27 protein-coding genes and 1 tRNA gene are annotated in these 25,377 nt (G+C 71.5%); 19 read left to right on the top strand and 9 right to left on the bottom strand.

From position 1 onward, the window contains the following. Positions 1-247: 247 nt before the first annotated feature. The 4 genes from QQZ13_RS01920 to QQZ13_RS01905 are packed head-to-tail and all read left to right on the top strand — an operon-like array spanning position 248 to position 4,331. Positions 248-1,030 (top strand): DeoR/GlpR family DNA-binding transcription regulator, encoded by a 783-nt coding sequence (locus QQZ13_RS01920; RefSeq protein WP_284527436.1) that lies wholly within the window; start codon positions 248-250, stop codon positions 1,028-1,030. Further along, positions 1,027-1,977, top strand: a complete 951-nt coding sequence (locus tag QQZ13_RS01915) for a 1-phosphofructokinase family hexose kinase (protein WP_284527435.1) — start codon at positions 1,027-1,029, stop codon at positions 1,975-1,977. The genes QQZ13_RS01920 and QQZ13_RS01915 overlap by 4 nt, the downstream gene beginning before the upstream one ends. A gap of 25 nt (positions 1,978-2,002) precedes the next feature. Continuing rightward, positions 2,003-4,030 (top strand): fructose-specific PTS transporter subunit EIIC, encoded by a 2,028-nt coding sequence (locus QQZ13_RS01910; protein ID WP_284527434.1) that lies wholly within the window; start codon positions 2,003-2,005, stop codon positions 4,028-4,030. A gap of 31 nt (positions 4,031-4,061) precedes the next feature. After that, positions 4,062-4,331, top strand: coding sequence for an HPr family phosphocarrier protein (locus tag QQZ13_RS01905; protein ID WP_284527433.1), 270 nt, complete (start codon positions 4,062-4,064; stop codon positions 4,329-4,331). Between the two features lie 67 nt (positions 4,332-4,398). Here QQZ13_RS01905 and QQZ13_RS01900 read toward each other — a convergent pair whose 3' ends face one another. Further along, on the bottom strand, positions 4,399-5,037 hold the full coding sequence (locus QQZ13_RS01900; protein WP_284527432.1) for an MBL fold metallo-hydrolase: 639 nt from the start codon (positions 5,035-5,037) through the stop codon (positions 4,399-4,401). 144 nt (positions 5,038-5,181) lie between these two features. On the opposite strand from QQZ13_RS01900, the gene QQZ13_RS01895 reads away from it, so the two are divergent. Next, positions 5,182-5,257, top strand: a tRNA-Glu gene (locus QQZ13_RS01895). A 52-nt stretch (positions 5,258-5,309) separates the two neighbouring features. On the opposite strand, the gene QQZ13_RS01890 is transcribed toward QQZ13_RS01895, so the two are convergent. Together QQZ13_RS01890 and QQZ13_RS01885 are read right to left on the bottom strand one after the other, a co-directional pair. Beyond that, on the bottom strand, positions 5,310-6,473 hold the full coding sequence (locus QQZ13_RS01890; protein WP_284527431.1) for a DUF4349 domain-containing protein: 1,164 nt from the start codon (positions 6,471-6,473) through the stop codon (positions 5,310-5,312). Next, positions 6,470-7,030: an RNA polymerase sigma factor gene (locus QQZ13_RS01885; protein WP_284527430.1), complete on the bottom strand. Its 561-nt coding sequence runs from the start codon at positions 7,028-7,030 to the stop codon at positions 6,470-6,472. The genes QQZ13_RS01890 and QQZ13_RS01885 overlap by 4 nt, the downstream gene beginning before the upstream one ends. Before the next feature lie 218 nt (positions 7,031-7,248). Here QQZ13_RS01885 and QQZ13_RS01880 point away from each other — a divergent pair, with 218 nt between their 5' ends. The 7 genes from QQZ13_RS01880 (at position 7,249) to QQZ13_RS01850 (ending at position 14,869) form a co-directional block, all read left to right on the top strand. Further along, the gene (locus QQZ13_RS01880; protein ID WP_284527429.1) at positions 7,249-8,370 is read left to right on the top strand and encodes a TerC family protein; all 1,122 of its coding nucleotides are present in this window, start codon (positions 7,249-7,251) and stop codon (positions 8,368-8,370) included. Between the two features lie 126 nt (positions 8,371-8,496). Then, positions 8,497-9,957: a 3-isopropylmalate dehydratase large subunit gene (leuC, locus tag QQZ13_RS01875; protein WP_284527428.1), complete on the top strand. Its 1,461-nt coding sequence runs from the start codon at positions 8,497-8,499 to the stop codon at positions 9,955-9,957. After that, a complete protein-coding gene (leuD, locus tag QQZ13_RS01870; protein ID WP_284527427.1) occupies positions 9,957-10,553 on the top strand; it encodes a 3-isopropylmalate dehydratase small subunit in 597 nt (198 codons plus the stop codon). Before leuC ends, leuD begins: the two co-directional genes overlap by 1 nt. Before the next feature lie 66 nt (positions 10,554-10,619). Continuing rightward, positions 10,620-11,993, top strand: a complete 1,374-nt coding sequence (murA, locus tag QQZ13_RS01865) for a UDP-N-acetylglucosamine 1-carboxyvinyltransferase (RefSeq protein WP_284527426.1) — start codon at positions 10,620-10,622, stop codon at positions 11,991-11,993. Positions 11,994-11,999: 6 nt separating this feature from the next. Then, a complete protein-coding gene (locus QQZ13_RS01860) occupies positions 12,000-12,758 on the top strand; it encodes a 1-acyl-sn-glycerol-3-phosphate acyltransferase (protein ID WP_284527425.1) in 759 nt (252 codons plus the stop codon). Next, a complete protein-coding gene (locus QQZ13_RS01855) occupies positions 12,748-13,884 on the top strand; it encodes an NAD(P)H-dependent glycerol-3-phosphate dehydrogenase (protein WP_284527424.1) in 1,137 nt (378 codons plus the stop codon). The genes QQZ13_RS01860 and QQZ13_RS01855 overlap by 11 nt, the downstream gene beginning before the upstream one ends. Further along, positions 13,784-14,869, top strand: a complete 1,086-nt coding sequence (locus QQZ13_RS01850) for a D-alanine--D-alanine ligase family protein (RefSeq protein WP_284527423.1) — start codon at positions 13,784-13,786, stop codon at positions 14,867-14,869. The genes QQZ13_RS01855 and QQZ13_RS01850 overlap by 101 nt, the downstream gene beginning before the upstream one ends. 3 nt (positions 14,870-14,872) lie before the next feature. Here the strand turns inward: QQZ13_RS01850 and QQZ13_RS01845 are convergent, their stop codons facing one another. Then, a complete protein-coding gene (locus QQZ13_RS01845) occupies positions 14,873-15,352 on the bottom strand; it encodes a DUF3515 family protein (RefSeq protein ID WP_284527422.1) in 480 nt (159 codons plus the stop codon). 22 nt (positions 15,353-15,374) lie between these two features. On the opposite strand from QQZ13_RS01845, the gene thiL reads away from it, so the two are divergent. Then, positions 15,375-16,358: a thiamine-phosphate kinase gene (gene thiL, locus QQZ13_RS01840; protein ID WP_284527421.1), complete on the top strand. Its 984-nt coding sequence runs from the start codon at positions 15,375-15,377 to the stop codon at positions 16,356-16,358. 24 nt (positions 16,359-16,382) lie between these two features. On the opposite strand, the gene rsmD is transcribed toward thiL, so the two are convergent. Together rsmD and QQZ13_RS01830 are read right to left on the bottom strand one after the other, a co-directional pair. Then, complete coding sequence (rsmD, locus tag QQZ13_RS01835) at positions 16,383-16,964, bottom strand: 16S rRNA (guanine(966)-N(2))-methyltransferase RsmD (RefSeq protein WP_284527420.1); 582 nt, start codon at positions 16,962-16,964, stop codon at positions 16,383-16,385. Further along, a complete protein-coding gene (locus tag QQZ13_RS01830; protein ID WP_284527419.1) occupies positions 16,961-17,545 on the bottom strand; it encodes a 1-acyl-sn-glycerol-3-phosphate acyltransferase in 585 nt (194 codons plus the stop codon). The genes rsmD and QQZ13_RS01830 overlap by 4 nt, the downstream gene beginning before the upstream one ends. 61 nt (positions 17,546-17,606) lie before the next feature. Here QQZ13_RS01830 and QQZ13_RS01825 point away from each other — a divergent pair, with 61 nt between their 5' ends. Genes QQZ13_RS01825 through mutM form a run of 6 tightly spaced genes read left to right on the top strand, consistent with a single transcriptional unit; the run spans position 17,607 to position 22,682 of the window. Further along, positions 17,607-19,766, top strand: a complete 2,160-nt coding sequence (locus QQZ13_RS01825; protein ID WP_284527418.1) for an ATP-dependent DNA helicase RecG — start codon at positions 17,607-17,609, stop codon at positions 19,764-19,766. Positions 19,767-19,785: 19 nt separating this feature from the next. Continuing rightward, positions 19,786-20,283 (top strand): pantetheine-phosphate adenylyltransferase, encoded by a 498-nt coding sequence (gene coaD, locus QQZ13_RS01820; RefSeq protein WP_284527417.1) that lies wholly within the window; start codon positions 19,786-19,788, stop codon positions 20,281-20,283. 9 nt (positions 20,284-20,292) lie between these two features. Next, a complete protein-coding gene (locus QQZ13_RS01815; protein WP_284527416.1) occupies positions 20,293-20,856 on the top strand; it encodes a DUF177 domain-containing protein in 564 nt (187 codons plus the stop codon). 2 nt (positions 20,857-20,858) lie between these two features. Further along, positions 20,859-21,068, top strand: a complete 210-nt coding sequence (gene rpmF / locus QQZ13_RS01810; RefSeq protein ID WP_050721097.1) for a 50S ribosomal protein L32 — start codon at positions 20,859-20,861, stop codon at positions 21,066-21,068. Positions 21,069-21,082: 14 nt separating this feature from the next. Then, complete coding sequence (rnc, locus tag QQZ13_RS01805) at positions 21,083-21,775, top strand: ribonuclease III (protein WP_284527415.1); 693 nt, start codon at positions 21,083-21,085, stop codon at positions 21,773-21,775. After that, positions 21,768-22,682 carry a bifunctional DNA-formamidopyrimidine glycosylase/DNA-(apurinic or apyrimidinic site) lyase gene (gene mutM, locus QQZ13_RS01800; RefSeq protein WP_284527414.1) on the top strand — a complete coding sequence of 305 codons (915 nt, stop codon included), beginning with the start codon at positions 21,768-21,770 and terminating at the stop codon, positions 22,680-22,682. The genes rnc and mutM overlap by 8 nt, the downstream gene beginning before the upstream one ends. A 9-nt stretch (positions 22,683-22,691) precedes the next feature. Here mutM and QQZ13_RS01795 read toward each other — a convergent pair whose 3' ends face one another. The 3 genes from QQZ13_RS01795 to QQZ13_RS01785 all read right to left on the bottom strand — a co-directional run bounded on the left by QQZ13_RS01795 (position 22,692) and on the right by QQZ13_RS01785 (position 25,208). Further along, positions 22,692-23,774 (bottom strand): GNAT family N-acetyltransferase, encoded by a 1,083-nt coding sequence (locus QQZ13_RS01795; RefSeq protein ID WP_284527413.1) that lies wholly within the window; start codon positions 23,772-23,774, stop codon positions 22,692-22,694. Next, on the bottom strand, positions 23,771-24,856 hold the full coding sequence (locus QQZ13_RS01790) for a GNAT family N-acetyltransferase (RefSeq protein WP_284527412.1): 1,086 nt from the start codon (positions 24,854-24,856) through the stop codon (positions 23,771-23,773). Before QQZ13_RS01790 ends, QQZ13_RS01795 begins: the two co-directional genes overlap by 4 nt. Before the next feature lie 91 nt (positions 24,857-24,947). Further along, a complete protein-coding gene (locus QQZ13_RS01785; RefSeq protein WP_284527411.1) occupies positions 24,948-25,208 on the bottom strand; it encodes a hypothetical protein in 261 nt (86 codons plus the stop codon). Positions 25,209-25,377 lie beyond the last annotated feature (169 nt).

Here is a 25,377-nt window from a genome sequence, read left to right as displayed (position 1 = left end):
CGCTGCGCACCGTGGATGTGTCGTGAAGCGTGACGACGCTAACAGCCCGTCGGGGCGATGCCGGGGACGCCGGCGATGTTCTGCGCGGTGGCACCAAGTCTCACGCAAGGTGGCGCTGAGTGTCTTGTAGACCATTCACAAAACGAGCCCGGGGCGCACGCGAAGCGGGCCCACCCGGCGGCGACGTGCTGACTGTTGTGATATGTGGGACTGTGTTGTAATGTGTGGCTTGTTCGAGGAGGACCACATGTACGCAACGGAGCGCCAGCAGCAGATCGAGCAGCTCATCGCCGCCGACGGTCGTGTCGCCGTGGTCGACCTCGCCGATCGCTTCGGGGTCACCACCGAGACCGTGCGCCGTGACCTCGCGCACCTCGAGCGCACCGGACTCGTGCGCCGTGTGCACGGCGGCGCCGTCAGCCGCTCCCGCGTCAGCACCGTCGAGTCCTCGTTCGCCGAGCGCGCCGGCGTGCGCAGCGGCGCCAAGCAGGCGATCGCGCAGGCCGCCGTGGAGCTACTCGGCTCCGGCCTCGACGGCGCCGTGTACCTCGACGCCGGCACGACAACCGCGGCGATCGCGCAGATTCTCGCCCGCGAGAGCCGGGTCGCCGGAGCTCTCGAAGTGGTGACCCACTCGATGACCGTCGCCCACACCCTCGCCGGGGTGCCGCACCTGGGGCTCACCGCCATCGGCGGGCGCGTCCGCGGACTCACGGCCGCTGCGGTCGGAGCGCAGACGGTCGAGGCCGTCTCGCGCCTGCGGCCGGACACGGCCTTCGTCGGCGTGAACGGCATCTCCGGCGCATTCGGTCTCAGCACTCCCGACCCCGACGAGGCCGCCGTCAAGCGCGCCATCGTCGCCGCAGCCCGCCGGATCGTCGTCGTCGCGGACGCGGAGAAGTTCGACGCCGAGCTGCTCGTGTCCTTCGCACCGCTGGCCGCCGTCGACGTGCTCATCACCGACGCCGCGCCGGACGGCGAACTCGCCCGCGCGCTGGACGAGGCCGATGTGGAGGTCCTCGTCGCATGATCGTCACCGTCACCACCAACCCGTCGCTCGATCGCACGATCAGCCTCGGCGAGCCGTTGCGCGTGGGCGAGGTGCAGGCGGCCATCGGCGCCCGGGAGGACGCCGGGGGCAAGGGCATCAACGTCGCCCGTGTGATCGCCGCCGCCGGCCACCCCACGGTGGCCGTGCTCCCGCTCGACGAGAGCGACCCGTTCGCCGCGGCGCTGCGCGGCGCGCGGCTTCCTGTCCGGACGGTCCGCGTCCACGGGCCCGCGCGCGCCAACATCACGATCGCCGATCCCGAGGGCGTCACGACCAAGCTCAACCTTCCGGGTATCGCGCTCACCGAGGCCGATGCCCAGGCTCTCACCGACGCGGTGGTCGAGACCTCGGGCGGGGCCGACTGGCTCGTGCTGGCGGGGTCGCTGGCGCCGGGACTGCCCGCCGACTACTACGTGCGCGTCATCCATGCCGTCCGCGACCGCTGGGGCGCCCACGCGCCGGCGATCGCGGTCGACACCTCGGGGCCGGCCCTGCACGCCGTCGTGTCCGACGGCGGCGCCGACCTCATCAAGCCCAACGAGGACGAGCTCGCCGAGCTCGCCGGCGTCGCCCTCGACCCCGGCGCGCCCCTGGCCGACGCCGTCCTGGCCGTGGCGCGTCGCCTCGTCCCCGGGCAGGTCCGTGCCGCCTTCGTCACGCTCGGCGGTGAGGGCGCGGTCCTCGTCACCGCGGACGGCGCGTGGCACGGCACGCCGCCCCCGATTCAGGTGCGCAGCACCGTGGGAGCGGGGGACAGCTCGCTGGCCGGCTTCCTGCTCGCCGTCGCCGCGGGCGCGGAGCCCGCCGACCGCGTGCGCGGCGGCATCCGCTACGGGTCCGCTGCCGCCTCGCTGCCGGGCACCCAGCCGCCCACCCCCGCAGACCTACCCCCCGGCGACGTGCCGGTCCGTCCGCTCCTCACCTAAGACAAATCGACCACTGGAGGTCACCGTGTCAGAGATCATCACCGCGGCTCTCGTCAGTCTCGACGAGCCGCTCGGCGCCGACAAGCGCGCCGTCATCGACGCCCTCGCGGCGCGCGTCGCCGCGCAGGGGCGCGCCACCGACGCCGGCGCGCTGGCGCGAGACGCCTGGGCGCGAGAGGAGAAGGACGAGACCGGACTCCCCGGCGGCATCGCCATCCCCCACGCGAAGAGCGCGGCCGTCACCGAGGCGACCCTCGCCTTCGCGCGTCTGAAGCCGGGCGTCGACTTCGGCGCCCCCGACGGTCCGGCTGACCTCGTGTTCCTGATCGCGGCCCCGGACACCGCCGCGGAGGAGCACCTCGCCGTGCTGTCGAAGCTCGCGCGCAGCTTCATGCGCGACGACTTCACCGCGGGGCTCCGCTCGGCGAGCACCGCCGAGGAGATCGTTGCCCTCGTGCGCGCCGCCGTCTCTGATGCACCCCCGGCCGCGGCCGCGGCTCCCTCCGCGGCCGCTGCCGATGCGGCGCACCAGATCGACGGCCGTCCGGCCCGCATCGTCGCGGTCACGGCGTGCGCCACAGGGATCGCCCACACCTTCATGGCGGCCGACGCGCTGTCGGCCGCGGGCGCCAAGGAGGGCGTCGACCTGGTCGTCGAGCCCCAGGGCTCCAGCGGGTACAAGGCGATCGATCCCGCCATCATCGATCAGGCCGACGCGGTGATCTTCGCCGTGGACGTCGACGTGCGCGAGCAGCAGCGCTTCGCGGGCAAGCCCGTCGTCCGCTCGGGGGTGAAGCGAGGGATCGAGCAGCCCGCGCAGCTCATCGCCGAGGCGGTGGCGGCGGCGAAGAACCCCGGGGCGGCCCGCGTGAGCGCGGCCGCGGCGACCGGTGCGACCGCCACGGCGGCGCCGACCTCCCTCGGCGGGAGCGTCAAGCGGGCCCTCCTCACCGGTGTCAGCTACATGATCCCGTTCGTCGCCGGCGGCGGCCTCCTCATCGCCCTCGGCTTCCTCCTGGGCGGCTACGAGATCGCCTTCAACGCCGACGATGTCCTGGCGTCCTCGACCCTCTGGGCGCTCGGCGACAACTCGCTGGCCGTCTACCTGGGCGCCGTGGCGTTCAAGATCGGTGGCCTGTCCTTCGGCTTCCTCGTGCCGGCGCTGGCGGGCTACATCGCCTATGGCATGGCCGACCGCCCGGGCATCGCGCCCGGCTTCGTCGCCGGTGCGGTGGCCGCCTTCATGGGCGCCGGCTTCCTCGGCGGCATCGTCGGCGGTCTGCTCGCCGGTCTGGCCGCCTGGTGGCTCAACCGTCTCGAGGTCCCGCGCTGGCTGCGAGGCCTGATGCCGGTCGTCATCATCCCGCTCCTGGCCTCGATCTTCGCCTCGGGCCTGCTGCTGATGGTCCTCGGCGGCCCGATCGCGTGGCTCATGACGGTTCTCAACGACTGGCTCGGCAGCCTCACCGGCGCGGGCGTCGTGATCCTCGGCGTGATCCTCGGCCTCATGATGTGCTTCGACCTCGGCGGGCCCGTCAACAAGGTCGCGTACGGCTTCGCGACGGCGAACCTCGCCGCCGGGATCGCCGGCGACGAGCGCTACCTGCAGATCATGGCGGCGGTCATGGCTGCGGGCATGGTTCCTCCTCTCGCGATGGCGCTGGCCTCCACGGTGCTCGACCGGAAGCTGTTCACCGAGCCGGAGCGCGAGAACGGCAAGGCGGCCTGGCTGCTGGGGGCCGCCTTCATCTCGGAGGGCGCGATCCCGTTCGCCGCCGCCGACGTCCTGCGCGTGATCCCCGCGGCGATGGTGGGCGGCGCGGTCACCGGAGCGCTGTCGATGGCGTTCGCCGTGACCTCCAAGGCCCCGCACGGCGGTGTGTTCGTGTTCTTCGCGATCGACAACTTCTGGCTGTGGGTGCTCTCGATCGCGATCGGCACCGTCGTCAGCGCCGTGCTCGTCGTGCTGCTCAAGCGCTTCGCGCACCGCCGCCCTGCCGCGGAGGTTATCGACGGGAATGCCGAGGTGCCGGCCACGGCCGTCACGGCATAGGCTCGTAGTCACCGATCCAAGGAGGAACACCATGGCAGAACGCACCGCCACCGTCGCGAGCAGCTCCGGGCTGCACGCCCGCCCCGCCAAGCTCTTCGTCCAGGCGGTCCAGGCGACCGGTGTGCCCGTGACGATCGCCGTGGAGGGCGGTCCCGACCTGAACGCCGGCAGCATCCTGACGCTGATGGGCCTCGGGGCGACGCAGGGCACGGTCGTCACCCTCAAGGCGGAGGGGGAGGGCGCCGAAGAGGCGCTGGACTCCCTGGTCGCGTTCCTGGAGACGGACCACGACGCCGAGTGATCCTCAGAGCGAAAGACGGATGCCGCGGAGCGAGAGCCCGCGGCATCCGTCTTTTCCCGTACGGCGGCTAGAGGTCGATGCTCTCGCCGGGCTCGAGCGCGACGAACTCGCCGCCGCCCTGCTCGGTCGCCCAGGTCAGGCGTTGACGGTGCATGTCCAGGCCGATGCGCGAGAGCGTCATCTCGTGCGTGCCGAAGGCGCGCCGCGGCGCCACCTCCAGCACGAAGTCCATCGCCTCGCCGATCTTCAGCCAGGGGGCGCCGATGGGAGCGGCCAGCAGTCCGACCTCGACGCCCGCGGGCACCGCGTACGAGTCGCCCGGGTAGTAGAACGTGCCGTCGACGAGGACGCCCACGTTGTCGACGGTCGGCATCGAGGAGTGGATCACGTTGTGGGTGCCGCCGAAGAACTCGAGCGTGAAGGGCTCGACGTCGACGCGGTCGCCGGGGGAGACCACGGAGATCCGGAAGCCGGCGGCCGCCGCCGCCACGCCGGCGGGAGCGTAGATGGGCACGTCGGGGAAGGCGTCGACGATCCGCTGCAGATGCTCGGGCGTCCAGTGGTCGGGGTGCTCGTGCGTGAGCACCACACCGACGACACGGCGCAGATCGTGGAGGGGGAGGGTGAACCCGCCGGGATCGACGAGGAGCGTACGACCCTCGGATTCGATGCGGAGGCAGGCATGTTCGTGCTTCGTGACGCGCATCCCCTCAGTCAACGCGCCCCGAGGGTCGGAGTCAACGACGCGCACGGTGCGTCGGAGTCGGCGTGCCGCGGCCTCCCGTCGCGGGTGCGGCCTCGATTTGGACGAGGCGCGGAGACCATGGCATAATCGAACGGTTGCCTGATCGGCCCCATCGTATAGCGGCCTAGTACGCCGCCCTCTCACGGCGGTAACGCGGGTTCGAATCCCGCTGGGGTCACCAACACACGAAACGCCCGTCCACTGGACGGGCGTTTCGTGGTCTCCGGCGGCGTTCAGCCGGCCGGGGGAGCGTCCGAATCGGGCGTGCCGGCAGCGGCGGCCGCGGTTCGCCGCCGTCGGATCACTCGGCGGACGCCCCACACGATCGTCGCGGCGACGGCGATGACGGCGAGCCAGGGGAGAAGGAACCCCAGCGCGATGACGAGACCGTTGAGCGTCGCCACGAGCCCGCCCCAGCCCGCCGCGATACCGTCGCCGAACCCGGCGGGGTCGGCCGTCACGACGGGGCTCGGCTCGAACAGCGAGACCGTGAGCGTCGACATCCCGACCTGCTCGTCGAGGTACTTCAGCTGCTGCTGGTAGGCCTCGAGGTCGGACTGGCGCGTCGCGAGCGCGTCTTCGGCGGCGATGAGATCGGCGGTGGACTCCGCCTCGCCGACGAGATCCGTCAGGCGGGCCACCGAGGCCTCCAGCGCCTCGACACGGGCGCGCAGGTCGATCGCCTCCGACGTCACGTCGCGGCGGTCGATCTGCGAGGCGGTGACCTCTCCGACGTCCGACAGCGCGGCGGTCACGTCGGCGAGCTCGGCGGCCGGCACGCGGACGGTGATCCACGCGCTCGACGGCGACGGCGTCGTCACGGCATCGCCGCCCATCCCATCGTCGACCATCCCTCCGTCGACCATGTCGTCGTAGGGGACCGCTCGCTCACCGCCCACGCTCATCGCCTCGACGTAGCCGCCCGCGCCCGTCGCGAGTTCGCCGATCCGGGTCGCAGCCGCCTCGGCGTCCGCCACGCGGACGGTGGCCGACGCGGTCGCGATGATCTCCCGCGCGGTGCCCGACTCCTCGGAAGCGCCCTCGCCGGACATCGTGCCGTTTCCGCCCTGATCGACCGCGCCGCCGAGATCCCCGCCGTCGGCAGGGGCGATGTCGGGGGCGCCCTCTGCGGTCGAGGCGTCGCTTCCGCCTCCCATCCCGCCGATGATCGCCGGCATCGACGGCGCGAGCACGGCGGCGATGACGATGACGGCGGCGGCGCCCCCGGTTCCGAGCCACAGCCGGCCGCGCCGCGCACGTCGCGCGCGCTCCTGTGCCGCGACGTCGCGCTGTCGCTCCCGTCCGATCGCCCGGAAGAGCACGCCCTCGATCTCGTCGATGCGCGCGTCGCTGAGTTCGGGCAGCGTCACGTCCTCGGTGTCCATGTCTTCGTTCACGTCCCCTCCGGTTCGACGGCGGTCCGCAACTGGGTGCGGATCCGGGAGAGGCGATTGCGGACGACACCATGGGTCACGCCGAGCTGCTCGGCGGCGGCCTGATACGCGTATCCCTCCGCGGCGCACAGCCGGAAGATCTGCTGATCCAGGGGACTGAGCGTGGCGACCTCGCGCAGGATGCGGTCCACCAGCTGCGACGTGACCACCTGCTGCTCGACGTCGACGGTCGACGGGAGCGTCTCCTCGACGGCGGCGGCGGTGTGGGTGCGGTCGCGCTGCTGGCGGCGGATGCGGTTGGCGGACTGGAAGCGGCAGATGGTGACCAGCCAGGGCAGCAGCGAGTCGCCCGCCAGTTCCATGCCGGGCAGCTTCCGCCACGCGGCCAGGAACGTCTCCTGGGTCACCTCCTCGGCGTCGGCGGGGTTTCCCACCAGGCCGTGCGCGATCCAGTAGACCGGCCGCACGTAGGTGCGGTAGATCGTGCGGAAGGCGTGCTCGCTGCCGCTCGCCGCCGCAGCGACGAGTTCGGCGTCGCTGCGCTCCGACGGCTCGGTCATGGTGTTCATATCGTCTCTCAGCACAGGAGTGTCGGCAATGAGCCGATGGTCTCAGCGTGTCCTCCGCCCCGGCCGCGGGGCGGTACTCTGTCAGGGCGAGAGGGAGTATCCCGGCCTCGCGCGTCCGTCATCACGGACCCCACCGTCGGGGGCCCGGGCGCGCGCCGCTTCGGCGGGGGAGAGACTTTCGGCGTTCCGTCACCCTCTGAAAGGCCCGTATGGACCTCGACCTCCCCATCTGGTTCGAGATCGGCTCGCTCGTCGTGCTGACCTTGATCCTCGCCGCCGATCTGCTCATCATCCTGAAGCGTCCGCACATCCCGTCCACGCGGGAGTCGACGCTGTGGGTGGTCTTCTACGTCACGCTGGCGCTGGTGTTCGCGCTGCTGATGTGGATCTTCGCGGGGGGAGAGTTCGCCGGCCAGTTCGTCGCGGGATGGCTGACGGAGTACAGCCTGTCGATCGACAACCTGTTCGTGTTCGTGCTCATCATGAGCCAGTTCTCGGTGCCCCGCCGCTACCAGCAGGAAGTCCTGATGGTCGGCATCATCATCGCGCTCGTCCTGCGCGGCCTCTTCATCCTGGCGGGCGCCGCGATCATCGAGCAGTTCAGCTGGGTGTTCTACATCTTCGGCGCGTTCCTGGTGTGGACGGCGTGGCGGCAGGCCTTCCCGGGCGGCACCCACGACCACGACGCGCAGCGCGAGAACTTCATCGTGCGGCTGCTGCGCCGCACGATCGACATCTCCGACGAGTACGACGGCGCGAAGGTGAGGACCGTCGTCGACGGCAAGAAGATCTTCACGCCGATGATCATCGTGTTCGCGGCGATCGGCGTCACCGATCTGCTGTTCGCCATCGACTCGATCCCGGCGATCTTCGGCATCACGCAGAGCCCGTTCATCGTCTTCACGGCGAACATCTTCGCCCTGATGGGACTGCGCCAGCTCTACTTCCTGCTCGGCGACCTCCTGGACCGGCTGCGCTACCTGCATTACGGCATCGCCTTCATCCTGGCCTTCATCGGCGTCAAGCTGGTGCTGCACGCCATGCACGTGAACGAGCTGCCCTTCATCAACGGCGGCGAGCACATCGAGTGGGCGCCCGAGATCTCCACGTGGATGTCGCTGGGCGTGATCGTCGTCTCGATGGCGGTCGCGACCGTCGCCAGCCTGGTGGCCTCGGCGCGCGAGCGTGCGGCGGTGCCGGTCGGCGCCGCGGCCGGCGAACCGGCGGAGTCGACCCCGGTGGCCGCCGCGGAGGTCGTCGCCGAGGAGAAGGGCACGCCGCCGACGGTGGCCGACCCGCACGCGCCCGAGCCGGACGACCGTCGGTCGTGAAGTGGTAATCTGAGCCGATGCGGTTGGCTCGTCTTCTCCTTAGCGGCCGCGACGAGATCTCGTTCTGAGCCCTCTCTCGTCGCGGAGTCCGTCGCGGGCACACCCCCATCCTGGAGTACGAGACACATGAGCACTTCGATTCCCGATCGCCCGCGCACCCTGGCCGAGAAGGTCTGGGACGACCACCTGGTCGTCAAGGGAGAGGACGGCGAGCCCGACCTCCTCTACATCGACCTCCACCTCGTGCACGAGGTGACGAGCCCGCAGGCCTTCGACGGGCTGCGGGCCGAGGGCAGGCCGGTGCGGCGCCTCGATCTCACGATCGCGACCGAGGACCACAACACCCCGACCCTCGACATCGACAAGCCGATCGCCGACCTCACCAGCCGTACGCAGATCGAGACGCTGCGGCGCAACGCCGCCGAGTTCGGCGTCCGGCTGCACTCGCTCGGCGACAAGGACCAGGGCATCGTCCATGTCGTGGGTCCGCAGCTGGGACTGACGATGCCGGGGATCACGGTCGTCTGCGGCGACTCCCACACGAGCACGCACGGCGCGTTCGGCGCGATGGCCTTCGGCATCGGCACGAGCGAGGTCGAGCACGTCCTCGCGACGCAGACCCTGCCGCTGAAGCCGTTCAAGACGATGGCGATCACGGTCGAGGGAGAGCTGAAGCCCGGCGTGAGCGCCAAGGACATCGTCCTCGCCATCATCGCGAAGATCGGCGCCAACGGCGGGCAGGGATACGTGCTCGAGTTCCGGGGCAGCGCGATCCGCGCGCTGTCGATGGAAGGCCGGATGACGATCTGCAACATGTCGATCGAAGCCGGCGCGCGGGCGGGCATGGTCGCCCCCGACGAGACGACCTTCGCGTACGTGAAGGGCCGGCCCCATGCCCCGACCGGACAGGACTGGGAGGACGCCGTCGCCTACTGGCGCACGCTCCCGTCGGACGAGGGCGCCGTCTACGACGCCGAGGTGTTCCTCGACGCGAACGAGCTGGAGCCGTTCGTCACGTGGGGGACCAACCCGGGGCAGGGCGTGTCGCTGAGCGGCGTCGTGCCCGACCCCGCCTCGTTCGACGACCCCAACGAGCGCGCCGCCGCCGAGCGGGCGCTCGAGTACATGGACCTCGCCGCGGGGACGCCGCTGAAGGACGTCGCGGTCGACGCCGTGTTCATGGGCTCGTGCACCAACAGCCGGATCGAGGACCTGCGGCAGTTCGCGTCGATCATCCAGGGTCGGACCAAGGCCGAGGGCGTCCGCGTGATGGTCGTGCCCGGCTCGGCACGCGTGCGGCTCGAGGCCGAGGCCGAGGGCCTGGACAAGATCATCACCGAGTTCGGCGCGGAGTGGCGGTTCGCCGGCTGCTCGATGTGCCTCGGCATGAACCCCGACCAGCTCGCGCCGGGCGAGCGCTGCGCGTCGACCAGCAACCGCAACTTCGAGGGCCGGCAGGGCAAGGGCGGGCGCACCCACCTCGTGTCGCCGCTCGTCGCCGCCTCGACCGCCGTGCTCGGCCGCCTCGCGAGCCCCAGCGATCTGCCCGCTCTCAGCCACGAACCGACGAAGGCGGAGGTCCGCTGATGGACGCGTTCACGTCCCACACCGGTGTCGCCGTCCCGCTGAAGCGGTCCGCCGTCGACACCGACCAGATCATCCCGGCCGTCTACCTCAAGCGCGTCACCAAGACGGGCTTCGACGACGCGCTCTTCGCCAACTGGCGGCAGGATCCCGCATTCGTGCTCAACCAGCCCGCCTACGCGGGGGCGAGCATCCTCGTCGCCGGCCCCGACTTCGGCACCGGCTCGAGCCGCGAGCACGCGGTGTGGGCACTGCGCGACTACGGGTTCTCCGTGGTGCTGAGCCCCAAGTTCGCCGACATCTTCCGCGGGAACGCGGGCAAGCAGGGACTCGTGACGGGCGTGGTGGGCGAGCCCGAGATCGAACGCATCTGGGCTGCGCTGGAGGCCGATCCCGGCGTCGAGATGACGGTCGACCTCGTTTCGCGCTCCGCCCGTGTCGGTGAGTTCGAGACCGCTTTCGAGATCGACGATTACACTAGGTGGCGGCTCCTCGAAGGGCTCGACGACATCGGGCTCACGCTGCGCAATGAGGACAAGATCGCGCAGTTCGAGGCGCGCCGTGAGGCGTGGCGGCCACGGACGCTTCCTGTCCCGTAGCCCGAAGCACGCCCCTCACGACGGGGCACGCAGTCGTTTCCTCGAGATACAAGTGAGGTCCACCGGATGAACACCCTCCTGAGCGAGTCCGCCCCGTCGCCGTCGGAAGGCAGCGGCGAACCAGACGAGGTGACGGTGCTGACGATCCGGGGAGGACGGCCGCTGCGCGGCCGCGTGGACGTCAAGGGCGCCAAGAACCTCGCCACCAAGGCGATGGTGGCGGCGCTGCTCGGCGAGTCGGCGAGCGTGCTGCGCGATGTCCCCGAGATCAGCGACGTGCAGGTGGTGCGCTCGCTGCTCGAGGTCCACGGCGTCACCGTGGAGGACGACGGCGAAGGCGTGCTGCGGCTGGACCCCAGCGGGGCGGTCTCGGCTCACATGGAGGAGATCGACGCGCACGCCGGGGCGTCGCGCATCCCGATCCTGTTCTGCGGCCCCCTGCTGCACCTGCTCGGCCAGGCCTTCATCCCCGACCTCGGCGGCTGCCGCATCGGCGACCGCCCGATCGACTTCCACCTCGACGCCCTGCGGGCCTTCGGCGCCATCGTCGACAAGCTCCCGAGCGGGATCCGCCTGTCGGCGCCCGACGGGCTGCACGGCGCGAACATCGAACTGCCCTACCCGAGCGTCGGCGCCACCGAGCAGGTGCTGCTCACCGCGGTGCGCGCGAAGGGCACGACCGAGTTGCGCAACGCCGCGATCGAGCCGGAGATCATGGACCTGATCGCGGTCCTGCAGAAGATGGGCGCGATCATCTCGTACGAGCCCAACCGCGTCATCTTCATCGAGGGCGTCGAGTCGCTGCGCGGCTACGACCACCGCTGCATCTTCGACCGCAACGAGGCCGCGTCGTGGGCGTGCGCCGCCCTCGCCACCGACGGGGACATCTTCGTCGCCGGCGCCAAGCAGCAGGAGATGCTCACCTTCCTGAACGTCTTCCGCAAGGCCGGCGGCGACTTCGACATCGCCGAGGACGGCATACGCTTCCGCCGCGGCGGCGCGCTCAAGCCGGTGGTCGTCGAGACCGACGTGCACCCCGGCTTCATGACGGACTGGCAGCAGCCACTCATCGTCGCGCTCACCCAGGCCGAGGGCGTCTCGACCGTGCACGAGACGGTGTACGAGAACCGCCTCGGCTTCACGCAGGCGCTCAACAAGATGGGCGCCGACATCGTCGTGCATCCCGAGGGGATCGCCTCTCCCGACCGCCGGGTCCCGCGCCGCGCGCTCGAGCAGGCGGCGGTCATCACCGGGCCCACGCCGCTGCACGGCGCCGACGTCGTGGTGCCCGACCTGCGCGGCGGCTACAGCTACGTCATCGCCGCTCTCGCCGCGGAGGGCGAGTCGATCATCCGCAACGTGGACATCATCCGCCGCGGATACGAGAAGCTCTTCGACAAGCTGGCCGCCCTCGGCGCCGACTTCTCGGTCGCGGGCTAGGCCGCGATGGGAACGCGTCGCCGCGCGTCGGCGGAGAAGTCCCGGCCGAGTGCGTTCTGGCCGGCCGCCGCGGTGGTCATCCCGGCCGTGGGGTGGTTCGCGAAGATCGAGATCGAGGGCGGCGAGCACCTGCCCGAGTCGGGGGCGTACGTCCTCGCGCCGAACCACTACAGCGAGTTCGACCCGCTGATCACGGCCGTGGCCACCTGGCGGCTGGGCCGCGCCCCGCGGTTCATGGCCAAGGAGAGCCTGTTCCGCGTGCCCGTGCTGGGTGCGCTGCTGCGCGCCACCGGCATGATCCCGGTCGCACGCGCATCGACGGCGGCCGCCGCCAAGCAGACGATCACCCAGGCGAAGGAGCTGGTCGAGTCGGGCCGGGGCGTCATCGTCTATCCCGAGGGCTCGCTCACCCGCGACCCCGACATGTGGCCCATGCGCGGCAAGACGGGAGCGGTCCGCCTCGCCCTCGCCGGAGGCCTGCCCGTGATCCCCGTCGCGACCTGGGGTGTGCAGGAGATCATGCCGCGCTACGGCAAGCTGCGGCTGTTCCCGCCGCGCCGCCGCGTCCGCGTGCTGTTCGGCCCGGCGCTCGACCTCGAGGAGTACCGCGCCACGAGGACGGCGACGAACCTGGTGGCCGCCACCGACGTGGTCATGGCCGACATCTCGCGCCTGCTCGGCATCCTCCGCGGGCAGAACCCTCCCGCCGAGCGCTGGGACCCGAGCGTGCACGGCCAGAAGGAGACGGGCCGCCTTGAGTCGTAGGCAGGAGGGCGTGCGGCCGCGGGTGGCCGTCATCGGCGCCGGCAGCTGGGGGACCACCTTCGGCAAGGTGCTCGCCGACGGCGGCGCCGACGTCGTCATGTGGGCGCGGCGCGCAGAGCTCGCGCAGGAGATCCACGAGGGGCACCGCAACAGCGAGTACCTCCCCGGCGTGAACCTCCCGCGGAGCATGACCGCCACGACCCACCTGTCGGAGGCGCTCGAAGGCTCCACCCAGGTGTATCTGGCGATCTCCAGCCAGGCCCTGCGCCAGAACCTGAAGGCCGTGCGGCCGCTCGTCGCCCAGACGGGCGCGCCGATCGTGTCCCTCATGAAGGGGGTCGAGAAGCGGTCGGGGCTGCGGATGAGCCAGGTCATCGAGCAGGAGCTGCACTGCGATCCGGCGCGGATCGCCGTGGCCTCGGGCCCGAACCTCGCGCTCGAGATCGCACGCGAGCAGCCCACGGCGGCCGTCATCTCCTCCTCCAGCCGCGAGACGGCGGAGGCGGTCGCGCTGCGCGCGCGCAACGGCTACTTCCGCACCTTCGTGAACACCGATGTGGTGGGAACGGAGTTCGGCGGGGTGCTCAAGAACCTCATCGCCGTGGCGATCGGCATCGTCGACGGCGTCGGCTACGGCGAGAACACGAAGGCCTCGATCATCACCCGCGGGCTGGTGGAGATGACCGACTTCGCGGTCGCCCAGGGCGCCGAGCCCGAGACCCTGCAGGGACTGGCGGGCCTCGGCGACCTGATCGCCACCTGCCAGTCGCCGCTCAGCCGGAACAACACGGCCGGCCGGCTGCTGGGGCAGGGGTACAGCTTCCAGGACGTGGTCAAGCAGATGAACCAGACGGCGGAGGGTCTGGCCTCGGTGGCGCCGGTGCTGCAGCTGGCCCGCGAGGCGGGCGTGCAGATGCCGATCGTGGAGCAGGTCAAGATGGTTCTGGACGGAACGATGGATCCGCGCGACATCGCGCCTCATCTGACGACCGACGACGACAAGCCGAAGGGCGAGAGGACGCAGGATGGACAAGGCGGCAGTGGCGGTGCTCTTCGGAGGACGTTCGAGCGAGCACTCGATCAGCTCCGCCACGGCCGGAGGGGTCCTGCGCGCGATCGATCGTGATCGCTTCCGGGTGATCCCCATCGGCATCACCCGCGACGGCGCCTTCGTGCTCGAGGACGACGACCCCGACAAGTTCGCGCTGACAGCGGGGAGCCTCCCGGAGGTCGTCGACAACGGCACGCGCGTGCGCTGGCCGGACTCGACCCGGTCGCGCGAGCTGACGCTCGTCCGCGCCGACGGGTCGGAGGAGTCCCTCGGCGACGTCGACGTCGTCTTCCCGATCCTCCACGGCCGCTTCGGCGAGGACGGCACCGTGCAGGGGTTCCTGGAGCTGCTCGGTCTGCCCTACGTGGGCGCCGGGCTCCTGATGTCGGCGATCGGCATGGACAAGCACACCACGAAGAGCATCCTGAAGTCCGCCGGCGTGCCGGTGGTGCCCTGGGTCGCCTTCACGCGGAGCGATCTCTCCCGGGAGCGCGAGCTGTGGGAGCGGCGCGTGCGCGCGCTCGGCCTGCCGGTGTTCGTCAAGCCGGCCCGGGCCGGATCGAGCGTCGGCGTCTCGAAGGTCTCGGCGTGGGACGAGCTCGACGCGGCGCTCGATGTCGCGTTCGCAGAGGATGCCACCGTGCTCGTCGAGCAGTCGGTGACCGGCCGCGAGGTCGAGTGCGGAGTGCTCGAGGGACGTGATGGCGCCCCGCCGCGCGTGAGCGTCGCCGGGGAGATCGTGATCACCGGCCGCGAGTTCTACGACTTCGAGGCGAAGTATCTCGACGCGCCCGGCATCGACCTGGTGTGCCCGGCCGACCTCCGTCCCGGCGAGCTGGCGGAGATGCAGCGCGTCGCCGCGCGCGCGTTCGAGGCCGTCGGCGGCGAGGGGCTCGCGCGGGTGGACTTCTTCTTCACCGGCACGGAGTTCTTCGTCAACGAGGTGAACACCATGCCCGGGTTCACGCCGATCTCGATGTTCCCCAAGTGCTGGATCGCCTCGGGGCTGCCCTACGACGAGCTGCTCACCGAGCTCATCGACCTGGCGCGGGTGCGCTGAGGCTCAGGCGGACGGCCGGTCGGTGCATTCCGACTCGGTCGCCGGCAGCATCCGCACCGCCGACGACAGCGAGCCGAGCACCGAGCGTGCGCTGACCACGTCGTAGTCGAGGTAGACCTCGACCGACGGGGTGCGGCCGAAGGTCGTGAACCGGTAGCGCGGCGCCTCGGCGTCGTCGATGAGCCAGTCGATGCCGTCCACGGTCTCGCACGGCAGCGTCGACGGCCCGGAGGGCTCGAGCCCGCAGGTGAGCAGCACGGTCGTGGGTGCCCCCCACGCACCGGTCGCCTGGGCGTCGGTCCAGACGCGCGGCTGGCCGTCGACCTCGGCGGGCAGCCGTACGGTCACCGCGGCGCAGTCCGGGGAGTCGGCTTCCGGTGCGGGCTGCATCGAGACGGTGGTGGCGCATCCCGTGAGGAGCACGACGGCGGCCACGGCGCCGACGACGGCCGCGGGCCGGAGCATGCGGCGGGTTCGGGTCACCCCCTCAGGCTACCGTGGACTCATGAGCGCACCTCACGGCCCGACCGTCGGCGACGTGTCCGAGGGGGAGCTCCTCGCGCACATCCTGGCGGAGCTGTCGGGCGCCTCCGCCGCCGTCGTCGGCCCGGGCGACGACGCGGCCGTGCTGGCTGCCCCGGGCGAGCGCGTGGTCGTCACCACGGACACGCTCGTGCACGGTCCGGACTTCCGGCTCGCCTGGTCCAGCGGCCACGACCTCGGCTTCAAGTCGGCGGCGGTGAACCTCGCCGATGTCGCCGCGATGGGGGCGCGGCCGACGGCCCTGTTCGTCGCCCTGGCGATGCCCGCCGACACGACCGTCGCCTTCGTGACGGAACTGGCGCGCGGCCTGCGCGCCGCCTGCGATCTGCTCGCCCCGGGATGCGCGGTGGAGGGCGGCGACCTGACGGCGTCGGACACGCTCACGATCGCCGTCACGGCCGTCGGCGTGCTCGAGGGCCGTGCGCCGGTCCTGCGCAGCGGCGCCCGCCCCGGCGACGTCGTGGCCGTCGCCGGCAGTCTCGGCGCCGCCGCGCGCGGCCTCGCCGTGCTCTTCGATCGATTCCGCGACCCGGACGGATTCCCCGTGCCGGTCGACCTCGGCCTCCTCGACGACGCGTCCCGCGCCGACCTCGTCGCGCAGCTCCGGCCGGAGCCGCCGGTCGGTCTCGGGCCGGTCGCCGCCGTCGCCGGGGCCACCGCCATGATGGACGTCTCGGACGGGCTGCTGCTGGATGCGACCCGCCTGGCAGACGCGTCAGGGGTCACCGTCGACCTCCGCGGCATCGCCGACGGTCCGCAGCTGCGCGGCGGAGAGGATCACGCGCTCCTGGCGGCCTTCCCCGAGGACGCGGCGCTGCCCGAGGGCTTCCGGGCCATCGGCCGCGTCCGGGCCCGGGGGACGGCCCCTGTCACCGTGGACGGGGTGCCGCCGGCCGGCCCCGGCGGCTGGGATCCGCTGCGCGACTGGGATGCCGTCCGAGGCTGACGCCGCCGGCATCGGCCGCGCGGACTACTCTTCGGGGTCGAGCTCGCTCGTGTCGTCCGTGACCCACCAGATCGCGGTGTCCCCATAGCGCTTGTGCCTGTCGCTGGTCATCCCGCGCGGGAGGGTCGGCTCGGGCGATCGCGCCGCGCGTTCGATGATGACGAGGCCCCCGGGGGCGAGGCGGGAGGCGACGAGCGCGAGCGTCGCGGCGAGCTCGGTCTCGCCGAGGTCGTACGGCGGATCGATGAAGACGACGTCGAAGGGCGTGGCCGCGGAGCGCAGGAAGGCATCGGCCGTGGCGCGGTGGACCCGGATCACGGCGCCCGGGACGGCGCGCTGCACGGTGCGGGCGTTGCGCTCGGCGACGGCGGCCGCGCGCGGCGCACGCTCGACGAGATCGGCCGAGGCGGCGCCCCTGCTGACGGCTTCCAGGGCCAGCGCGCCCGACCCCGCGTACAGGTCGGCGACGGCGGCGCCGGCGAGGACGCCGGCGGATTCCAGCGCACCGAAGAGGGACTCCCGGACGCGGTCGCTGGTGGGGCGCGTGCCGGCATCGGGGACGGCCAGGGTGAGCGAGCCGGCGGCGCCGGCGATGATCCGTGTCACGTCCCCACGCCGTGCGGCGCCTCGGACGGCAGCCGCGGTTCGACGCGCAGCTCGGGGCGGAGACCGGCCTTGTCGGCGTAGAACGCCCGGATGCGGTCCATGTCCGCGGCGACGTCGCCGGTCAGCGCGAGCGTGGGGCCCAGGCCGGTGGTCATGGTGGTCCGGTCGACGTAGCCGAGGGTCAGCGTCATCCCCGCCTCGCGGGCGATCCGGTAGAAGCCGCTCTTCCAGTGGGTGTGCGGCCCGCGCGTGCCGTCGGGGGTCACGACCAGGCCGAAGACCTCGCCGGCGTGCGCGCGCGCGACGACCTCGGACACCACGCGTCCGGCGTCGCGCCGGTCGACCGGGATGCCGCCGAGGCGACGCATGAGGGGTCCGCGCCACCCGCGGAAGAGCGAGTCCTTCCCGAGCCAGCGGATCGGGATCTCCAGCCGCCACGCGATGGCGAGCATGAGGACGAAGTCCCAGTTCGAGGTGTGCGGCGCGCCGACCAGGACCGTCGGGGCGACGGGCGCGGGCTCGGTGCGCAGGGTCCAGCGGCTGAACGTCCAGAAGACACGGGCGACGGCGCGTCGGATCATCCGTCCACTGTACGCGGGCGCGGGTCGCGCCCGCGTCGGCGCCGCTCCCTAGACTCGACTCATGCCGCCTGTCACGCTGTCCTCGACCCTCGAGGAGGTCGTCGGCGCGAAGACGGCGGCGACGCTGCGACGGGCGTTCGGGATGACCACGGTGGGCGAGCTCCTGGCGCACTATCCCCGTCGCTATGCGCGCCGTGGCGAGCTCACCCCCATCGCGTCCCTTCCCGTCGGCGAGCAGGTGACGATCGTGGCCGAGGTGCGCTCGGTGTCGGTGCGCCCGATGCGCGGGCGCCCCGGCACGCTCCTCGAGGTCGTCATCAGCGACGGCGCGGGCACGGTCAACCTCACCTTCTTCAACCAGCAGTGGCGGCAGGCCGACCTCCGCGTGGGGCGGCAGGGCATCTTCTCGGGCAAGGTGGGGGAGTTCAAGCAGCAGAAGCAGTTCGCCCATCCGGACTACGAGCTCTTCGACGACGAGGGCGAGGCGCGCCAGAGCGCGGAGGCGCGTCAGCGCCAGCCGATCCCGATCTACCCCGCCACCAGCACCGTGTCGAGCTGGCAGCTCCACAAGACGATCGTCGCCGTGCTGAGCCGCGTCACCGAGATCCCCGATCCGCTGCCCGAGGCGCTGCGACGCGCCGTGGGCCTCCTGCCCGCCCTCACCGCCGTGCGGCACCTCCACACCCCCGACGACATCGAGCAGATCGACCCGGCGCGTCACACGCTCCGCATGCACGAGGCCTTCGTCCTCCAGGCCGCCCTCCTGCAGCAGCGGCAAGAGGTGCGGGCGCTGGCGGCGACCGCACGGCCGGCGGGGGAGCTGCTCGAGCGCTTCGACGCCTCGCTGCCGTTCGCGCGCACCCCCGATCAGGTGACCGTCGGCGACCGCATCGAGGCCGACCTGCAGGCGGACTGGCCGATGAACCGGCTCGTGCAGGGAGAAGTGGGATCGGGCAAGACCCTCGTCGCACTGCGCGCCATGCTCCAGGTCGCGCAGTCGGGCGGGCAGTCTGCGCTCATCGCCCCCACCGAGGTGCTGGCCGCGCAGCATCTCCGCTCGATCGCGCGCATGCTGGGTCCGCGGCTGGCGCCCGAGCTCATGCCCACGCTCCTCACGGGGCAGCTCCCCGCCGCCGAGCGGCGCAAGGCGGCGCTGCGGGTGGCGTCGGGCCAGGCGCGCATCGTCGTCGGCACGCACGCGCTCCTCAGCTCGACGACCACCTTCGCCGACCTCGGACTCGTCGTCGTCGACGAGCAGCACCGCTTCGGCGTCGAGCAGCGCGAGACGCTGCGCGCCAAGGGCAACGCGCCGCACGTGCTCGTGCTCACCGCGACGCCCATCCCGCGTACGGTGGCGATGACCGTGTTCGGCGACCTCGACGTGTCCACCATCCGCACGCTGCCGGCCGGCCGTGCGGGCATCGAGACGTTCGTGGCACCCCTGGCCGAGAAGCCGGGGTGGTTCGCCCGCGTCTGGGAGCGGATCACCGAGGAGGTCGCGCTGGGGCGGCAGGCGTTCGTCGTCTGCGCGGCGATCGACGCCGCGGCCAAGGAGCCGGATCCGGACGCGCCGTCCGCGCCGGCGGTCGAGGGGGAGACGGAGCGCACCCGGTGGGGCGTGGTGCAGGTGGCCGAGATGCTCGCTCGCGACGAGTCGTACCGCGACGTGCGGGTCGAGGTCCTCCACGGCAAGATGCCCGCCGACCAGAAGGACGCCGTGATGCAGGCGTTCGCGCGCGGCGAGATCGACGTGCTCGTCGCGACGACGGTCGTGGAGGTGGGCGTCGACGTGCCGAATGCGTCCACGATGGTGATCCTCGAGGCCGACCGCTTCGGAGTCTCCCAGCTCCACCAGCTGCGCGGGCGGGTCGGCCGCGGCGGGCTGCCGGGGCTGTGCCTGCTGGTGACCGAGGCCGCTGTCGGCACGATGGCGCGCTCCCGGGTGCAGGCGGTGGCGCGCACGAGCGACGGATTCGAGCTGGCGGAGGTCGACCTCGAGCTGCGGGGCGAGGGCGATGTGCTGGGCGACGCGCAGTCCGGCGCGCGTTCGTCGCTGCGCCTGCTGCGGGTGGTCGCCGACGCCGACCTCATCGCCCGCGCCCGCGCGGCCGCGGAGCGCGTGCTGGCCGAGGACCCGACCCTGGCGTCCCATCCCGGTCTCGCGGACGCCATCGATCGACGGGTCGGCCAGCAGGAGCGCGCCGCGCTCGCGAAGAACTGACCCCGGTAGGCTGGACGACATGAACAACCGCATCGCGGTCGTCCCGGGATCGTTCGACCCGCCGACGCTCGGCCACCTCGATGTCATCCGACGGGCGGCCTCGCTGTACGACCAGCTCCACGTCCTGGTGGTCCACAACCCCGGCAAGGAGGCGATGCTCCCGCTGGCTCAGCGCCTGACCCTGCTGGAGCAGTCGGTCGCCGACGCCGGCATCGAAGGCGACATCGTCGTCGCCTCGTGGAGCATGGGGCTGCTGGTCGACTACGCCGTCGACGTCGACGCGGGCGTGCTCGTGAAGGGCATCCGCTCGCAGGTCGACGTGGCCTACGAGACGCCGATGGCGATCGTCAACCGCCACCTCGCCCACGTGGAGACCGTCTTCCTGCTGCCCGATCCTGCGCACGCGATGGTGTCGAGCTCGCTGGTACGTCAGGTGGCGGCGCTGGGCGGCGACGTGTCGCCGTTCGTCCCCGCACCCGTCGCGCGCTTCCTCGACACGGGCGCGCGAGAGAACTGAGGAGCACCGATGTCACGCAAGCACCTGAACGGTCCGTTCGTCTTCCCCGTCCGCGACATCGTCCGCCACCCGGGCGAGATGCGCGAGCACCGTGTGGAGGTCGCGTCGCCCTCGAAGTGGGGAGAGGGACTGGTCTCCGTCGCGGAGGGCGAGATCATCGACCTCGACGTCCGGCTCGAGTCGGTCCACGAGGGCATCCTCGTGTCCGCGCAGATCGACACGGAGTACACGGGGGTGTGCGGACGGTGCCTCACCGACATCGCCCAGCCCCTCGAAGTCGAGTTTCAGGAGCTCTTCGGGTATCCTGGTGAAGAAGCGAATGACTTCGAGGTTCAAGACGACCACGTGGATCTTGAAACTCTGGTCAGGGATTCGATCGTCCTGTCGCTTCCCTTCCAGCCGGTGTGTCAGCCGGATTGCCCCGGACTCGATCCGAACACGGGCGAGAGGCTGACGTCCGACGCCGTGCCGGAAGCCCCGGTCGATCCGCGCTGGGCCGCGCTGAAGGCCCTCACCCCAGACCACGACGGCGAGGCAGTGCGCCCCGCCGCCGACGACACAGAGAAGAGCTAGCCATGGCAGGTAACCCCCCGAAGCGGAAGGTCTCCCGCTCCAACACGCGTTCGCGCCGTGCGCAGTGGAAGGCCGAGGCCCCCGCGCTCGTCAAGACCGTCGAGAACGGCAAGGTCGTCTACAGCCGTCCGCACCAGGCGAAGGTCGTCACCGACTCGCAGGGTACCGAGCTGTTCCTCGAGTACAAGGGCCGCAAGGTCGCCGACGTCTGAACGACGGTCACGTCGTGACGGACGTCTTCATCGAGCACTCGGTGCTCGCCGACAAGCTCGGGGTCGATATCGACCCCGAGCTTCTGTCGCTCGCGCTGACGCATCGGTCCTTCGCGTACGAGAACGGCGGCATCCCGCACAACGAGCGCCTCGAGTTCCTCGGCGACTCGATCCTGGGGCAGGCCGTCACCGTCCACCTCTTCACGCGGCACCCGCAGCTGGACGAGGGCTCGCTGGCGAAGCGCCGGGCCAGCGTCGTCTCGACCGTCGCCCTGGCCGAGGTCGCCCGGAGCATCGAGCTCGGCTCGCACCTGCGTCTCGGACGCGGTGAGGACCAGACCGGCGGACGGGACAAGGACTCCATCCTGGCCGACACGATGGAGGCGGTGTTCGGCGCGACGTTCCTCTCCGCGGGCCCCGAGGCGGCGACCGCACTGGTCCTGCGGCTCCTCGAGCCGCTCATGACCGACCCGGAGCGCTACGGCGCGGCGATGGACCCGAAGACCAGCCTGCAGGAGCTCGCCGCACGGCTGAGCCTCGCGCCGCCCGTGTACACGGTCACCGCGGAGGGACCGGATCATCACCGCCGCTTCACGGCGACCGTGTCGGTGGGCGAGGTGTCCTGCACCGGATCGGGCTCGAGCAAGAAGCAGGCGGAGATGGCGGGAGCCCTCGCCGTCTGGCGCGAGCTCTCCGCGCGTGCCTGAGCTCCCCGAGGTCGAGGTCGTCCGCGCCGGCCTCGCACCCGCCGTCACGGGCGCCACCATCCTCGGCGCCGACGTGTTCGATCCGCGCGCGCTGACGCGTCACGTCGGCGACCCGGCGTCGTTCGAGGCTGCGGTCTCCGGTCGACGTGTCGTCGCCGCAGCCCGGCGCGGCAAGTTCCTGTGGCTGCCGCTGGCCGACGACGACCGCGATCGCGAGGGCGAAGGCGAGGCGATCGTGGCGCACCTGGGCATGAGCGGCCAGCTGCTGCTGCGTTCGCCCGGGTCCGCCGCCGAGCGGCACGAGCGCATCCGGCTGCACGTCGTCCACTCCGCGCACGGCGAGCTCGATGTCGTCTTCGCCGATCAGCGTACCTTCGGCTCGCTGGCGGTGGACCGTCTGACCCCGACCTCCGACGGTGCGCCCGGAGGCTGGGGAACGGACGCTGCGGCGACACCGTCGCAGGTGGCCCACATCGCCCGCGATCCGCTCGACCCCGCCTTCGACGACGGCCTCTTCCGCACCCGCTTGGCGCGCACCGCCTCCGCCATCAAGCGCGTGCTCCTCGACCAGACCGTCGTGAGCGGCATCGGCAACATCTATGCCGACGAGTCGCTGTGGGCCGCACGGATCCACCCGGAGACGGCCGCCTCGGCCCTGCCGGCGCGCACCGTGAACCGGCTGCTGGAGGAGGTGAGGATCGTCCTCGAACGCGCCCTGGCCGAGGGCGGCACGAGCTTCGACGCCCAGTACGTCAACGTCAACGGGCAGGCGGGGTACTTCGCCCACTCGCTGCGGGCCTACGGCCGGACCGGCGAGCCGTGCCCGCGCTGCGGCCGGCCGATCGTCCGCGTGTCCTTCACGAACCGGTCGAGCCACTACTGCCCCCACTGTCAGCGCCGACGCTGATCCCCGTCCTCACTCGAGCACGCGCTGCCACGCTCCCGCCACGGTCAGCGGCGCGAAGCCGATCGCCTCATTCACATCGAGCATGGGACGGTTCTCCTCGGCGTTGAACGTCGAGACGAAGGGGGAGGTCGGGACGAGCTCCGCCCACCGCAGCAGATTGGCGCACTTCACAATGGTCCCGAGCCGCCGTCCCCGGTGCTCGGTGACGACGAGGGTTCCCCACTGATTCGTCGGGCGCGTGCGGTCCTCCCCGATGCCCAGCTCGTTGTACGCGACGAGGCGTCCGGTCGGGATGTGCTCGACGGCTGCCACTGCGATGAGGAGCCCGCCCGCGGCCAGTCGCCGATCCCGATGCACGACCCGCTCGACGTCCCACGTCTCCTCCGGCAGATCGAGGTCGCCCATCGGCACGTCGGTCGACATGCGCGACAGGATGTACGCGTAGGCCTCGCGGTGCTCCTCGGGGGTGGCGCCCGTCCAGGTCACCACGCGGTAGTCGGCGCCGGCGTGGGCGAGCGCCTCATCGAGCATCCGGCGGACGTCCGCCAACGATCCGCGCAGGTCGAACGCACTGTTGCGCTCGACCTGCTGCAGCACGAAGCCGTGGTCCAGGAAGAACCGCGACCATTCGTCCCGCGGCACGCTGCCGAAGCCCGTCGGCGCGTCGAGCCGCTCGCCGGGAGCGTCGACCCGGTGGAGGGAGAAGGTCTGCAACGATGTCCGTCCCGCTTCCCGCGCATCGTCGATCAGCCGCCGCATCAGCAGCTCCTCGACGCCGTGCCCGCGGCCCTCGGGCGCGGTCAGGAGATCGAACTCGAGGTTGCGGGCGCCGTCCTCCCGAGACATGCTCCACTGCAGGGCGCCGACCGGTTCGCCGTTGCGCCGCACGAGGTGGCCCCCGCGGGCGATGTAGCGCTGGTCGAGCCACGACGGCAGCATCTCCGTCGGCTCCCACCGCAGGTGGTCGAGGCCGATGTCGTACTCCACGCCGCGGTTGAAGACCTCGATCATGTCGACGAAGTCGCGTGCCTCGGCGTCCGTGATCGCGTGCGGCACCGCCACCCGCTCGACGCTCAGCGTCTCGACGGTCATGAGAGCACCTTCTTCCACGCGCCCTCGTACGCGACCGGGCGGAAGCCGATCGCCTCGTTGATGTCCAGCATGGGACGGTTCTCCTCCGCGTTGTAGGTGATGACCTTCGGTGAGCGGGGGGCGATGTCCCGCCAGGTCTTGAGAGCTGCGCACTTGACGAGCTGTCCCAGCCGATGGCCCCGGTGCTCCTTGAGGACGAGGGTGTCCTCCTGGTTGGTCGGCCGTGTGCCGTCCGCGCCGATGCTGAGCTCGTTGAAGGCGACCAGGTCGCCGGTCGCGATGTGCTGGGCGGCGGTCACGAGCACCGTCATGCCGCCGTCGAGCCAGCGGCGATCGTGGCGTGCCACCCGGTCGGCATCCCACGCCTGCTCGTCGAACTCCATCCCGGCCGCCGGTGCATCCGTCGACATGCGGGACTTCATCCAGGCGAATCCGGCGACGTGCTCGGCGGGGGTCGGCGGCGACCACTGCACGATCCGGTATCCCGCGGCGGCGCGCTCCGCATCCGCGAGCAGGCGCTCGACGGTCGGTGCGCTCGCCACGAGATCGAGGTCGCTGCGACGCTCGATCTGCTCGAGCACGTAGCCCTGCGAGAGATAGAACCGCGCGGCGCGATCGCGCGGGATCGTGCCGAAGCCGGTCGGCGCGCTCAGCCGCGGGCCGTCTGCTTCGGCGTGCTGCGCCCAGGACTGCAGCACCGTCCGGCCGTGCTCCCGGGCCGCCCGCTCGACGAGCGGGTACGCCGCGGTGCCGATGCCTCGGCCCTGATGCGAGCGGAGCAGTTCGATCAGCCAGTAGGCCGAGCGGGACCCCTCCTCGTGCGGGATGTCGACACCCACCCGGCCCACGACCGCGCCGTCGGCGACGACCATCCAGCTGAGACGCGTCTCGTCGGGGTCGGGCTGATAGTGAGGCAGGAGTTCGGTGGGAGTGAGGGCGTCGTCGTCGTTGCCGCCGATCTCGGCGTACACGGCGTTTCGCACACGAGTCATCTCGATGAAGTCGGTGGCGTCGTCGTCGCCGATGTGCGCGGGGATCGTGAGCGGGCGGAACTCGACGTCGAGTCCGTTGATGGTGGTCATGATGGTGATCCGTTCGTCAGAAGTGAAGAGGTGAGAGGGCGGATGCCGGTGCGTCCGTGGTCGTGTGGCCTTCGGAGCACCGGCACCCGCATCACAGGTGGGGGAGTCGGTGGCAGCGCAGCTGCCAGTCCAGCTCCCGGGTTGCGCGGTCGCGCTGGGCGCGACGCGCGGTCGCGGTGGTCTGCAGCTGCGGCCGGGTGCTCCACAGCAGGAGCGCCAGGGCCACGCGCAGGGCGACGCGATCGGGCAGAGCAGTCCGCGGGGTGCGGTCCTGCAGCGGGAGATGCGACAGCGGGACGGTGTCGTCGGATCGCCGACGGTCCGAGCGCTGCGGCGCGGTGAGAGTGTTCATGAGAGTGTGCTTTCGCTGAAAAGGGGTGGATGCCGAGAGAGCGGCGGAGATCGTGCCGCAGCACGAGGGGACGGGCGACGGATCAGCCCGGGCAGGAAACGGTCATCGAGCCCGGTAACGGGCAGACTCGTCCCCTGCGGGGATCAGATGAACGCGTGCGTACGCGTGT

It is taken from the genome of Microbacterium sp. T2.11-28 (genome assembly GCF_950097975.1).
In the GTDB taxonomy this organism is placed as follows: domain Bacteria; phylum Actinomycetota; class Actinomycetes; order Actinomycetales; family Microbacteriaceae; genus Microbacterium.
The sequence above is the reverse complement of the archived record's forward strand: the minus strand, read 5'-3'. Positions and strand labels throughout refer to the sequence as shown.

Coding starts and splice junctions, on each gene's coding strand:
- rpmF (WP_050721097.1), top strand. CDS start 20,859: ATGGCAGGTAACCCCCCGAAGCGGAAGGTCTCCCGCTCCAACACGCGT.
- QQZ13_RS01795 (WP_284527413.1), bottom strand. CDS start 23,774: ATGACCGTCGAGACGCTGAGCGTCGAGCGGGTGGCGGTGCCGCACGCG.
- QQZ13_RS01815 (WP_284527416.1), top strand. CDS start 20,293: ATGTCACGCAAGCACCTGAACGGTCCGTTCGTCTTCCCCGTCCGCGAC.
- QQZ13_RS01850 (WP_284527423.1), top strand. CDS start 13,784: ATGGACAAGGCGGCAGTGGCGGTGCTCTTCGGAGGACGTTCGAGCGAG.
- QQZ13_RS01915 (WP_284527435.1), top strand. CDS start 1,027: ATGATCGTCACCGTCACCACCAACCCGTCGCTCGATCGCACGATCAGC.
- leuC (WP_284527428.1), top strand. CDS start 8,497: ATGAGCACTTCGATTCCCGATCGCCCGCGCACCCTGGCCGAGAAGGTC.
- murA (WP_284527426.1), top strand. CDS start 10,620: ATGAACACCCTCCTGAGCGAGTCCGCCCCGTCGCCGTCGGAAGGCAGC.
- QQZ13_RS01830 (WP_284527419.1), bottom strand. CDS start 17,545: ATGATCCGACGCGCCGTCGCCCGTGTCTTCTGGACGTTCAGCCGCTGG.
- QQZ13_RS01790 (WP_284527412.1), bottom strand. CDS start 24,856: ATGACCACCATCAACGGACTCGACGTCGAGTTCCGCCCGCTCACGATC.
- QQZ13_RS01860 (WP_284527425.1), top strand. CDS start 12,000: ATGGGAACGCGTCGCCGCGCGTCGGCGGAGAAGTCCCGGCCGAGTGCG.
- QQZ13_RS01900 (WP_284527432.1), bottom strand. CDS start 5,037: ATGCGCGTCACGAAGCACGAACATGCCTGCCTCCGCATCGAATCCGAG.
- leuD (WP_284527427.1), top strand. CDS start 9,957: ATGGACGCGTTCACGTCCCACACCGGTGTCGCCGTCCCGCTGAAGCGG.
- QQZ13_RS01785 (WP_284527411.1), bottom strand. CDS start 25,208: ATGAACACTCTCACCGCGCCGCAGCGCTCGGACCGTCGGCGATCCGAC.
- QQZ13_RS01825 (WP_284527418.1), top strand. CDS start 17,607: ATGCCGCCTGTCACGCTGTCCTCGACCCTCGAGGAGGTCGTCGGCGCG.
- QQZ13_RS01905 (WP_284527433.1), top strand. CDS start 4,062: ATGGCAGAACGCACCGCCACCGTCGCGAGCAGCTCCGGGCTGCACGCC.
- QQZ13_RS01920 (WP_284527436.1), top strand. CDS start 248: ATGTACGCAACGGAGCGCCAGCAGCAGATCGAGCAGCTCATCGCCGCC.
- QQZ13_RS01885 (WP_284527430.1), bottom strand. CDS start 7,030: ATGACCGAGCCGTCGGAGCGCAGCGACGCCGAACTCGTCGCTGCGGCG.
- QQZ13_RS01880 (WP_284527429.1), top strand. CDS start 7,249: ATGGACCTCGACCTCCCCATCTGGTTCGAGATCGGCTCGCTCGTCGTG.
- thiL (WP_284527421.1), top strand. CDS start 15,375: ATGAGCGCACCTCACGGCCCGACCGTCGGCGACGTGTCCGAGGGGGAG.
- coaD (WP_284527417.1), top strand. CDS start 19,786: ATGAACAACCGCATCGCGGTCGTCCCGGGATCGTTCGACCCGCCGACG.